Below are 12,019 nucleotides of genomic sequence, written 5' to 3' on the forward strand. Positions count from 1 at the left end.
TGTTTAATGGCTAAACGTAAATAGACTTAGCACAAATACACATTGGATAGAGCAATTTGAAAGCCAACAGGTAAACTACTTCAATATCAACAACTTAATTTAAAGTCGTACGATAAGTGAAAATTTTCTCACCAATTTAGTGCAAAAACAAACGTATATAGTGCAATATGATTGAAGTTAGTTGAGTATATTTCATACTCTCGCCCCAAAAGCTGACCACTTGGTTAACATTAATCCATAAACTATTAATATAAAAGCTAAAATAAGAATAAATATGTCACTTATGATTGAAGTCATATTCTAAAAAATAGTTTTGGTTGTTAAATAACATCACTTCCCATTGATAATATCGACTATAAAAGTGAGCTTTTTGATGCTTGCCAGGTAGTTTTATGATGGGATTTAAATAACATTTAAGTTATGCACTTATTATTTGAATCCAAGCAGTTAAAAAATACGGAGTAAAAGCGTTAATACATTCACTCTAAAGTGGTTTTATAGAGAAAGTGAGTGGATAAAAAGATAAATAAATAGTAGATAGCGAGACAGGGAAATAATTGATACAACCTAATTATTATCATTAATATCATTAATATCATTAATATCATTAAATAAGTCAACACTGCCCACGACTCAACGGAGAGTCTATTAGGCAATGCATATTCAACAATACATTAATAAATCATATCGTTTTTTATCACGTGGTTTATAGCTTGGATAAGACAATCTAGTTTATATAGCCTAGTTTATAACCCTGTCTATAATCCGATTTAAACAGGATTATCAATATCAATAAAGGTCACGTCAAACCCCATTTCAGCAGCTAACCATTCTCCTAATGCTTTTGCACCATAGCGTTCCGTAGCATGGTGCCCTGCAGCAAAATAATGAATGCCCATCTCTTTTGCAATATGCACGGTACGCTCAGATATTTCACCGCTGATAAACGCATCAATGCCTTGCTCTGCGGCGATGGTTATATAATCTTGTCCGCCGCCAGTACACCAAGCAATGGTTTTAATTTCAGGCTTTCCACCATCAATCCATAATGGTTCACGGTTAAGTTTTTCTGTAATTGTGTTAATTAATTCACTCGGCGTTACTGCTTGTTCAAACTTACCGACACGCCCTACGCTGCGTTTGTCCCATGGTTCTAATGGGCGGCGATCAGTGATCCCTAATAAATCGGCTAATTGTTTGTTATTACCTAATTCAGGGTGGACATCGAGTGGTAAGTGATACGCATATAAATTAATGCCGTTCTCAATTAACGCTTTAATACGATTATATTTCATTCCCACAATCTGTTGAGCTTCACCTTTCCAGAAAAAACCATGGTGCACAAGAATGGCATCTGCATTGTGTTCTATTGCTGCATCAATGAGTGCTTGGTTGGCTGTTACACCGGTAATGATTTTTTTAACTTGCTCACGCCCTTCTATTTGCAATCCATTAGGGCAATAATCCTTGAATTGGTGTATTTCTAAGAATTGATCGAGCTTGTTTGCGAGTTTACGATTATTCATATGCTTCACTTTTAAATAGAGGTCTTTATAGCCCAATAGACATAGCGATTAAAGCTAAGCTACCAAAGCTAGGTAATAAGTCATGATAAAGAAGTTATTCCAGCTATTGAAGCTTTTTAACAAATTCAAATGCACCGAGATCAGGTTGAGTTCCTTGATAGGATAAAGAAATCATATCGCCCTTTTGCCAAGAGATGATTTTATCCAACGTTAACATATTCGATTTTCGATCAATATTCACAATGGTCGCGCTTTGTATGGTTTTATTGTCTGCTGATTGAATCATGATTTTATCACCAGATTCACCTTCAATACCCGCACCATCGTAGAAAAATTGACTGTCTTGCACTTCAACTTGCAACCCTTTCCCACTATCACTGATAATCTTACTTAACATAACCCCTGCATCAATCATCGGACTATTCACTGAGAGTTGATAATTGTGCTTAGCTTGATTAACAAACAAAGGATCTTTCGCTAAAGTATCTTTGAATTGCACAGGAACAAAGCTACCTTCAAAGTCATAAACACTCATTTTATTTACAACTCCCCATAACCCGATAACTTGCTCGCTTTTGTCGCTGGCAATATTATTACGCACAAACCATTGGTCGCCTTCTTTCCTACTAAATAAAATCTGTGTGCCGTTTTGTGTATTACACTGACTTGCACCTACACCTTGGTTATTCCATAAAATATTATTTACAAATTGATTATCTTCAAATTTTTCTATCCAACGACCAACCGCAATCCCTACACACCAATTATCATGAAACGTATTATTATAAATACGGTTACCGTAAGTATAAGAAGCTTCTGTGCGATAACTAGCAAGACTAAATCCCACATTGGTATGATAAAAAGTATTAAATCGAATAATGCCATGTTGTCCGGCATATTGAATACCATTGCCACCACTCGTTGAATAATAACGAACCGCATCTTTAAATATATTATGCTCAATGAGATTATATTGACTGGCATCTAATACTGGCGGGAGTTGCTTGAAACGTCCATTCCCATGCCAATCCATGGTTCCTTCTTCACAATCAAAGACAGCCCCTAGCTTTTGGTTTTTATTACTAAAGACATTGTTCCTAATAACATTGAAGCTACCACATTTAATGTTCCAAACATCGTGACCAGCAAGGTTCATTGTATTGCCTTCAACGAGATTATAATTTGAATGCACTAGCGATAATAAGTCTGTTCCTTTTTGAAAACGATTATTCACTATCTTATTATGGTGGCTAAACGCAACATATAATCCGCCACGTTTACTGGCATTCTTTCCATCATTATAAATAGTCGAACCTGTAAAAGTGTTATTTGAGAATATATTATGGTGTGCGTTTAAAAATCGTCCAAAGCCAATACTCTCAGTGACGGTAATGCCATTAACGACAATATAAGACGCTTCATCTAACCATATAGCGCCGTATGCTTGTCTTTGGTCAATTGAGTCCACGCCTTTAATTCTCACTTGTTCATTTTGATAAGCACTAAAACCAATATAGGCTTGTTGATTACCTGATGTACTCACATGTAATGCTTGTTTATAGTCGCCTTTTCGTATTAAAAATAGCATTCCAGGCTTGGCTATTTCAGTGGCATCAGATAGTTGAGAAACAGACAATTGATCGCCTTTGCCACATAGACGGGTTTCAGGATCATACTGCTGACAACTTTTATTTAATGCTGAATCAATGAAAATTGTTTCTGTAAAAGCGGGTAAGTTGAACGTATTTATCCATTGCTCCACGGACAAATCAACGGCCGGTTTAGCTTGTAAAGGAGCGATCATTAGAAAGTTAGTTAAAAGGCAAGTCGTGAGGAGAATAGAAGAGTTTAATAACCGAAACATCAGAAGTCCTTTTACTGTATTTAAGCAGCGAATGAATATCCAAAAGAGTAAATAACCTCGATTCCGGATAAGAAAAGCGATACAACACCGCTATTTAAGCGAATTGCTGCCGTTAAATTATTTCCTAATAATCCGTTATTGCTTCAATAATTTACTTTGAACTACGAAAAACTAGGAGCATTGTATAATAAAACCTTGTAGCCATATGATTTTAAATCACCTTTCGCTTCCGTTAACCAGAATTGAGGTTAGATAAAAATAGTGGAATCTGATTGATGATCAAGATAGATAAACCCATTTTAAGATTTACAATATTGGTCTGAAGTTCATTATCGAAAAACAAAAGAAGCGTATTAAAAGTAACCACGTTTTAATACTATGAAGCAATCTATAAGAGTATAAAAAGTAAGGTGTTAATTCAGTAACACTAAACAACACCTTAGCCAATCTATTGAAAAAGGCCTTAAACAATAACCTAAGCGACGAATCCTATTATCTTAAGCACCTAACAAATATAATTGTTTGGAATGACAAAAGAGAATTGGCTCCCTTCTCCCACATTACTTTCAATCTGTAATGTAGAGTCATAATGAGATAATGCGTGCTTTACAATAGAAAGCCCTAAACCAGACCCGCCGGTATCTCGAGAACGAGAAGCATCTACACGATAAAAACGTTCAGTTAAATGCAAGATATGTTCAGGCGCAATGCCATCGCCGGTATCCATCACACAAAAGTACGCCCCTTCCGGTAACTTTTTCCATAATACTTTGATACATCCACCTTCTGGTGTGTAGTTAATCGCGTTATAAACTAAATTAGACATGGCACTACGCAATTGCATTTCATCGCCCACAACTGAAAGCTTAGGATCCATTTTGAATTGGATTGATTGTGATTTTTTACGACCTAATGCAATCGCTTCACTTTCAATTTGAGTTAATAAGGCAGCAATATTAATACTTTCATGAAAATCTAATGTCGCTGCACCTTCAATTTTTGACAATGTCATCAACTGCTCAACTAATGCACACATTCTTGCAGTTTGTTGATCTAACACTTGTATCGTTTTTAATTGCATTTTGTCTTCTTGCGCACTCATTTCCAATATTTCTATATAACCTTGTAAAACGGTTAATGGAGTACGTAATTCATGAGAGACATTTGCGACAAAGTGACGCCTATTTTCATCCATCTGACGATAACTGGTCACATCACGAACGATCAATAAACGTTGATTCTTCGCGTAAGGCATCACCCTAAATTCAAGTAACTTATCACTATTAATCGGTGACACAAGATCTAAAGGCTCGTTATAAACATCACTGCGTAAGTAATCAACAAAATCAGGGTGACGAATTAAGTTGGTAATATTTTCGCCTGCATCTTCAGGCCATTTAAAACCTAATTGGAATTGCGCTAGGCGATTACACCAGACAATCTCACCTTCTTTTTTAAATACAACCACTGCGTCAGGTAAGGCTTCAGAACCTTCACGGAAACGACTAATCACACTCGCTAAATTATTACGGCGTTTACGGTGTCTTTGTTGCATATTATGAATACCAATATAGGCATGTTCCCAAACAGATTTACCTGGCGGTAATACCGTACTTTTACTTACCCATAACCAATCGTTTAATTTTTTTAGAAAATAATAATGCCAAGCATTATGCAGTATCGTAGTGACGAGTAATAACTCCAGCACTAATCCTGTTAATAACCCTAAAATAATCACTGGGAAGTACACTAAAAAAATCGCCCAGAATAATTGCTTCCATGTATATACTTTCAAATGGGATACTCTTTATTGAAATTAATCTAACTAATCATCTCGATCTAATAGATCTTATTAGTGATATAAGCCGTTAACTATTATGAACGAGTTGAGAAACGATAACCCGCGCCACGTACTGTTTGTACTAAATGATCATGATCAGCTAATGCTTTACGTAAACGACGAATATGCACATCGACGGTACGATCTTCAACATAAACATTAGTGCCCCACACATTATTTAATAATTGTTCACGACTATAAACTCGCTCTGGGTGCGTCATAAAAAAATGCAGTAATTTAAACTCGGTGGGTCCCATTTCTAACGGTGTATTATTTAGCGTTGCGCGATGAGAAACAGGATCTAGCTTTAGCTTGCCTACTTTCAACGTATCATCTAAGGAAGTGGGATTAACACGGCGCATCACTGTTTTAAGGCGAGCCATGAGTTCTTTAGGAGAAAAAGGTTTAGTCACATAATCGTCTGCACCATTTTCTAAACCGCGTACCTTATCTTCCTCTTCACCTCGAGCGGTTAACATCACAACAGGAATTTGTCGTAAGATTTCATCTTGCTTTAAAAATTTTAATAATTGAATACCGCTGCCACCAGGAAACATCCAGTCTAGTAGAATAAGCTCAGGATAAGGTTCATGCAGGTGACTTAATGCAGCTTGATAGTTATCTGCTTCCAATGTTTCATAACCATGCTGCTCTAATACAAAACTCAGCATATCTCTGATTGCCACTTCATCTTCAACTACTAAAATTCGACTTGCCATTAAGGTTACCTATTTATTATGAATTCTAAATATAAGCATTATCACTACAAACTATGACAGTTATATGACAAGTGTACGCAAACTGTCATATAACTAACACTTCAATTTAAAAACAATTAGTTGTAACCACTTTTTACGTCTTAAAATAACGTTTTTTAAAGAAAGCGATATGAGTAACCAAGATTAATAGTGACTGGTGCGGTTAGTATTAGTTGTTCACTAATCGCGTCATTTTTAGCTCATTTAATCTCATTAAAAATGATCGTGTATAAGCTTAACTAAATCACTGTTTCAGCTAATATCAAAATACTTTTGCTTGAATAGCGCTAAGGGTAAAGGTTTAGAGAATAAGTAACCTTGGCCAAACTGGCACCCTAAATCAGTTAAGATTTGTTTTTGTTTTTGGTTCTCTATCCCTTCTGCAATGACTTGAATTGATAAATGTTCTGCTAACATAATCATAATTTGGCATAAATCACGGCTATTACTCTTTGTTTCTAGATCATCCACAAAGGATTTATCAATTTTCAAAATATCGACATCCATTTTTTGTAGATAAGATAAAGATGAATAACCCACACCAAAGTCATCAATAGCGATAGGTACACCTTGTTTTTTTAATTTAGTTAATTGAGCACGCACACTATCTTCACTTTCCATTAATAGATTTTCAGTTATTTCAACGATAATAGCATCGTGGCTTAAACCGAGCCCAGCAACATATTCAAACCAATTACTCATCCATTGACCGCCATCTTTAAACTGTATCGGCGACACATTAACGCTAATTTGGAACTGTTCATCTGCCCCTAATTTTTTTAACTTAGCTAAATCTTGTGCAGCAGTTCGAGCCACCCATTCTCCAATCTCAACAATCAATCCAACTTCTTCGGCAACAGAGATAAATTCTAATGGAGGCACCATTCCCCTTACTGGATGATGCCATCGAATCAACGCTTCAGCTTTTCGAATTTTATTCGTCGATAAATCAATAATAGGTTGATAGTAAAGTTCAAATTCATTATTAATGAGACTACTACGTAAATCATCAATTAACTCTCGTTTTTTGAGCACATCCTCTAACATAAGAGTATGAAAGAAATGATGACAGTTTCTACCCGTTTCTTTAGATTTATACATGGCTAAATCGGCGTATTTCACTAAGTTTTCAACTGTATCTCCATCATCAGGGAAAATTGCAATACCAATGCTAACCGTCACATAAACATACTTATTTTTAATACTAAAACCGCTTGATAAACGATGGTGTATCTCAAGTGCAATTTGATTAATAGCCGCTTTACTTGAAAAATTTTCCACTAATATGATGAATTCATCGCCCCCTAATCGCGCTAAAGTAGCTGTTTTAGGTAATGTATCAGCAATGCATCGGCTCACATCGATTAAAAGAAGGTCGCCATAATCATGGCCCATCGTATCGTTAATCTCTTTAAAACCATCGAGATCGAGTCCTAAAATGGCGAAATTAGTGTCATTTGCGTGTGTAATTAAATCTGATAGTTTATCTAATATATAACGACGATTCGGTAAACCAGAGAGAGGGTCACTAAAAGCTTGCGTCGTCAGCTGACTATTTGCAACTTTTAAAGCATTAGTTCTTTGCTGCACTTTTTCTTCTAAAGAGTGATCTCGTTGCTCGATAGTTTCTAGCATTAAGTTGAAACAAGACGCAAGATTACCGACTTCATCCGTTGATAATACCTTTGATCGTAAGTTGTAATTGTTGGTTTTTGTAACATGTTCAGCAATAGTTGCAAGGTGTGTTAAGGGATGAATAAGATTCTTACGTAAGAATAAAGACAGAATCAAACTGAGTATTAAAATCAACGTTAATATTCCCAGTAAAAATATACTAAAAAATATTAAACTCTGTTCAATTAAAGAGTAATCAGCTTTAATTGTAAGCGTGCCATAATCGACACCCCTCATTGTTAATGGGATGCTAACCACCATTAACTTGGTGAATATGTGTACATCATTATTTTTACGAGAAAAAATGCCAACAAAGGCTTTACCCTCTGTATCTTCTACTCTAGCACTGACAATATTACTTTGATCAAGCAAAGGTTTTATCTGCTCTTTTGCGCTCACTTCATCCTGAAAAATAAGTGCGGCGGTTAAATTTGGGGCGAGAATATTGGCGATAGAATTAAGCCTAGATTGCTCTGCTTTAGTGACTGTATTAAGCTCATAAATAGTAAACATAACAGCAATGGTAATACTACTAAACGAAGCAACCATCATCAATATGGCTAGTAATTTAGCATTTAATGACCCAAACAATATTTGCCGTAAGCTCATTAAAATATCCTTTCATGAATTCGACCTAAACGAAGTACTTTAGAGCTCATATTGATACCTGAATTTTTCAATTTTATTGGGTCGATTTCGAAACGTACCTTTCCACCGACAATAAAGAAGTTAATATGTCCCCCAGAGGCAAGAAAACCATCAAATTCGCCGACAAGCATTACGTTTGAAAAGGCTTTATTGTCGGATGTCACCCATTTTTCGCTGTCCCCTTTCGATAAAAACAAAGTATCACAGTCGACTATATCCCCTTGGAATGAAGTCAAAAGATAGACTTTAATAGGACGTTTTTTGATAGTGAGGTCTTTAAGTGTATTTTTAGCAGCAGTGATAAACTCAGGATTGAAACTACAAATATTATAAGTAGATTTAATATCAGGATTAAACCAATCACCATCAGAATATCGGGCAAAGTTATAAAGGAAGCCTGATTTAATAGCATCTTCTCTTGGGGTCGCGACAGCCTCTTGTGAAATAAAAAACATCACAAGTAATAGCTTAGCAATAAATAACTTACGCAAAATCAGTATCATAATCGACTTAAAAGTTTGCCGTTATTTTAGCAAAATAATTGGGTTCAATATAAGTGGGTACCGTATAAGTTTCATTAGTATTGTTATATTCCAAATGCTTGCCATAAAGTAGGTTATTACCCGTTAGCGAGAATGAAACAGAGGGTGTTATTTTCCAATTCCAAGTTAAATCTAACACACTAAAATCATTAGTATCGTAAGCTTCGCCAGACTCAATACGGTAAATAGCGGCAACAGAATGTTCAGTGTTCAATGCATATTGTGTTTTCACAATAATTTGTCTTAAATAGCTGTCATAACCAATAGCTTCAGTTGTGCCATCTGGAAGGTCATATTTGTAAGCCGTAATGCTATAACCCAACTCAGTCGTGATTTTATCGAAAGGTTGCCATTTAAAAATAGCTTCACCGCCGTAAGTGGTTAGCTCTGTATTAGAAACAAAATTTAGATCAATAAGAGGATTGAAGTTTTCATCAACATAAACGACTGGCTCTACTGCAAGTACATTTTGGGCTTCCGTATGAAAAAGAGAGACATCTAGCCCCCAAGACTTTTCCGCATAACGATAACCTAATTCTTTAGAGATTGATTTTTCAGCTTTCAGGTTTTCACTGCCCACCACTTCCGTTCTAATGCCACTAGAAGAGGCTAATGCGCGATTGTTATATTCAAGTAACGAAGGAATACGTACACCTTTTGATATAGCAGCCCAAATAGTATGTTTTGAATGTGGGGTCCAAAGTAGGCGAGCCATGGGTTGATGCTCCCACCCTGTAAAGCTGTTTTTTTCACTACGATTACCAATAATTAACTTAAGTTCATCAGGTATTAGGTTAAACTGAACTTGTAAAAAACCGCCAAAATGATTATATGAATCAATATCTTGGATATTAGTAAAGTAATCTGTTTCATCTATTGAAATAGAAGTGTAACGATAATTAACACCCCAATCTATTTGGATACCTTTAGCTAACGTATTCATTTGGTAATCAATGTCAGTAATAACAAAATGATCTTTATAATAGACTTGTTCGCCTTGTTGAGAACTGACAGAGGCCTGAACCATTTGATTAGAAGTAGAAGACAGGGCATGCTCTAATCTAGTCATAATTTGAAAATGTTCACGCTTATATTGATCTTGTAAATAGACTCGTTGATAGCTATCTAAGTCAGCTAACCTTAAATTTTGTCCCATATCTATACTGGTATACTGAGCCTGAGCGATAAAGGAAAGATCATCATTTACACTTAAATCAAGTCGTCCGCCAACACTTTTCTTTCTACCATCATCATTTGCAGGCATATTTTTAGTACTTTTAGTTGAGGCATCTGTCTCCTCTGAACTAGCAAATATTCTAAATGAACTATAATTTGCTAAATCACCGCCGATTCTAAAATCTACTTCATGATTAATCTGATTTCCCGTTGCAACTTGAACAAATGCACCACGTGTGTCAGCTGTATGTTTACTGATAATATTAACAACACCATTGGTTGCATTACTCCCCCACAATAAACCGCCTTGCCCACGTATCACTTCGATGCGTTCAATATCATATAAAGGGATATTTAATGCTTCCCAATACACGCCTGCAAAGCCAGGGTTATAGATACTTTGTCCATCCACCATGACTAATAATTTACTAGAATGTTTCCCTGCAGTAGAGCGTGATGTAATGGCCCATTGATTATTATCTAATTGACGGACTTGCATTCCTGGCACTAGTTTTAATGCTTGCGGGATACTCGTTACACCTGATTCTCTGATTTCTTTATTAGTGAGTACATAAATAGAAGCCGCTGTTTCCGACATATCTTGTAATCGCTTCATTGCAGAGGTAACTTGAACATCAGCAGCCATTAGCGCATCGAAATCCAAACTCGGAAGTTCCTCTAAAGCATAATCAGACTTATCTTCAGCATGCGCGTTATTGACTATTAATATTTGGTAAGATAGTAATAAAGCAGCGGCAATATAATGCCTGTGCTTCAACAAATTATGCATAGTATAAACTCGAGTGAATTGGATATAAAAAAATCCGTATTTTTATAAGGTATCGGTAACGTTTAGCACTTTAATATAATATTTACTGTAATACTTTTATATATGTAATACTTTTATATATGTATTATGTTGATATATCTAAGTTAATAAGTAAAAAGCAATTTACTACCAATTTAAAGGTAAATCATTACAAGAATAAAGGGATTAACCTAAACAAGCAAATTTTGCTGCTTGATATAAAATCATTTACACTCAGGCTCTATTTTATTTCTCATCATTAAGGTGTATTTCATGTTTTTCAAAAACCTCCAAGTTTATCGTTTTACTCGTCCAATGGAACAAGATGACAACGCACTAGAAAGAAACCTAGAAGAATTTAAATTTAAACCTTGTGGTAGCCAAGATATTTCAAAGTTGGGTTGGGTTTTCCCAATGGGTAAAAGCGGCAGTATGTATACGCATATAAATCAAAAGCAAATTTTAATCTGTCTTAAGAAAGAAGAAAAAATGCTTCCCGCCGGGGTCATTAAAGATCAACTTAATGAACGTGTTGAAGCGATTGAATTAGAGCAAGGCAGAGCATTAAAGAAAAAAGAAAAAGATAGTTTAAAAGAAGACATCATCATGCAATTGTTACCACGTGCATTTAGCCGTACATCACAAACTTTTGCATGGATAGATAACGAAACTAATATGCTTTACGTCGATTGCTCTAGCGCCCGTAAAGCGGAAGAATTAATTTCATTATTGCGTAAAACATTAGGTAGTTTACCTGTTGTGCCTGTACAGCTTCAAAATCAAACTGATGTAGTGATGACTGATTGGTTAGTAGAAGGTAATATTCCAGCGAACTTCCAACTAGAAGATGAAGCAGAACTTTGTTCAGCTTTAGAAGGTGGCGGTATTATTCGCTGTAAACAGCAAGACTTATTATCAGAAGAGATTAAAAACCACTTAAACTCAGATAAGTTCGTGACTAAGTTAGCACTTAACTGGGCAGATAGTATTTCTTTTGTGATCGGTGAAGAATTTGCATTAAAGCGCCTTAAGTTCTCTGACGTATTACAAGAACAAAATGAAGATATTGAAGCAGATGATTTTGCCGCGCGTTTTGATGCAGACTTTGTATTAATGGTTGGTGAAATCAAACAATTGATTCCATCATTACTTGAAATATTTGGTGGCGAGCAAACACTATAAA

At 35.6% G+C, this 12,019-nt stretch carries 8 protein-coding genes; 1 reads left to right on the forward strand and 7 read right to left on the reverse strand.

The genetic code is table 11. The features are described 5' to 3' along the window. Positions 1–770: 770 nt before the first annotated feature. The 7 genes from Q0794_RS10535 to Q0794_RS10565 form a co-directional block, all read right to left on the reverse strand. Complete coding sequence (locus Q0794_RS10535) at positions 771–1,526, reverse strand: Nif3-like dinuclear metal center hexameric protein (RefSeq protein WP_298941681.1); 756 nt, start codon at positions 1,524–1,526, stop codon at positions 771–773. Positions 1,527–1,629: 103 nt separating this feature from the next. Next, positions 1,630–3,390, reverse strand: a complete 1,761-nt coding sequence (locus Q0794_RS10540) for a right-handed parallel beta-helix repeat-containing protein (RefSeq protein WP_298941683.1) — start codon at positions 3,388–3,390, stop codon at positions 1,630–1,632. A 505-nt stretch (positions 3,391–3,895) separates the two neighbouring features. After that, the gene (phoR, locus tag Q0794_RS10545; protein WP_298941685.1) at positions 3,896–5,185 is read right to left on the reverse strand and encodes a phosphate regulon sensor histidine kinase PhoR; all 1,290 of its coding nucleotides are present in this window, start codon (positions 5,183–5,185) and stop codon (positions 3,896–3,898) included. 80 nt (positions 5,186–5,265) lie between these two features. Next, positions 5,266–5,949 carry a phosphate regulon transcriptional regulator PhoB gene (gene phoB, locus Q0794_RS10550; protein ID WP_298941686.1) on the reverse strand — a complete coding sequence of 228 codons (684 nt, stop codon included), beginning with the start codon at positions 5,947–5,949 and terminating at the stop codon, positions 5,266–5,268. A gap of 291 nt (positions 5,950–6,240) precedes the next feature. Continuing rightward, positions 6,241–8,271, reverse strand: coding sequence for an EAL domain-containing protein (locus Q0794_RS10555; protein WP_298941687.1), 2,031 nt, complete (start codon positions 8,269–8,271; stop codon positions 6,241–6,243). Next, positions 8,271–8,801 carry a YfiR family protein gene (locus Q0794_RS10560; RefSeq protein ID WP_298941688.1) on the reverse strand — a complete coding sequence of 177 codons (531 nt, stop codon included), beginning with the start codon at positions 8,799–8,801 and terminating at the stop codon, positions 8,271–8,273. The genes Q0794_RS10555 and Q0794_RS10560 overlap by 1 nt, the downstream gene beginning before the upstream one ends. A 19-nt stretch (positions 8,802–8,820) precedes the next feature. Beyond that, positions 8,821–10,818 (reverse strand): TonB-dependent receptor, encoded by a 1,998-nt coding sequence (locus tag Q0794_RS10565; RefSeq protein WP_298941690.1) that lies wholly within the window; start codon positions 10,816–10,818, stop codon positions 8,821–8,823. Between the two features lie 291 nt (positions 10,819–11,109). On the opposite strand from Q0794_RS10565, the gene rdgC reads away from it, so the two are divergent. Continuing rightward, complete coding sequence (gene rdgC, locus Q0794_RS10570; RefSeq protein ID WP_298941692.1) at positions 11,110–12,018, forward strand: recombination-associated protein RdgC; 909 nt, start codon at positions 11,110–11,112, stop codon at positions 12,016–12,018. Position 12,019 lies beyond the last annotated feature (1 nt).

It is taken from the genome of uncultured Psychromonas sp. (genome assembly GCF_947489755.1).
GTDB lineage: Bacteria > Pseudomonadota > Gammaproteobacteria > Enterobacterales > Psychromonadaceae > Psychromonas.

Excerpts from the sequence above, each read along its gene's own strand:
- rdgC (WP_298941692.1), top strand. The coding sequence starts at position 11,110 with ATGTTTTTCAAAAACCTCCAAGTTTATCGTTTTACTCGTCCAATGGAA.
- Q0794_RS10565 (WP_298941690.1), bottom strand. The coding sequence starts at position 10,818 with ATGCATAATTTGTTGAAGCACAGGCATTATATTGCCGCTGCTTTATTA.
- Q0794_RS10555 (WP_298941687.1), bottom strand. The coding sequence starts at position 8,271 with ATGAGCTTACGGCAAATATTGTTTGGGTCATTAAATGCTAAATTACTA.
- phoB (WP_298941686.1), bottom strand. The coding sequence starts at position 5,949 with ATGGCAAGTCGAATTTTAGTAGTTGAAGATGAAGTGGCAATCAGAGAT.
- Q0794_RS10535 (WP_298941681.1), bottom strand. The coding sequence starts at position 1,526 with ATGAATAATCGTAAACTCGCAAACAAGCTCGATCAATTCTTAGAAATA.
- Q0794_RS10540 (WP_298941683.1), bottom strand. The coding sequence starts at position 3,390 with ATGTTTCGGTTATTAAACTCTTCTATTCTCCTCACGACTTGCCTTTTA.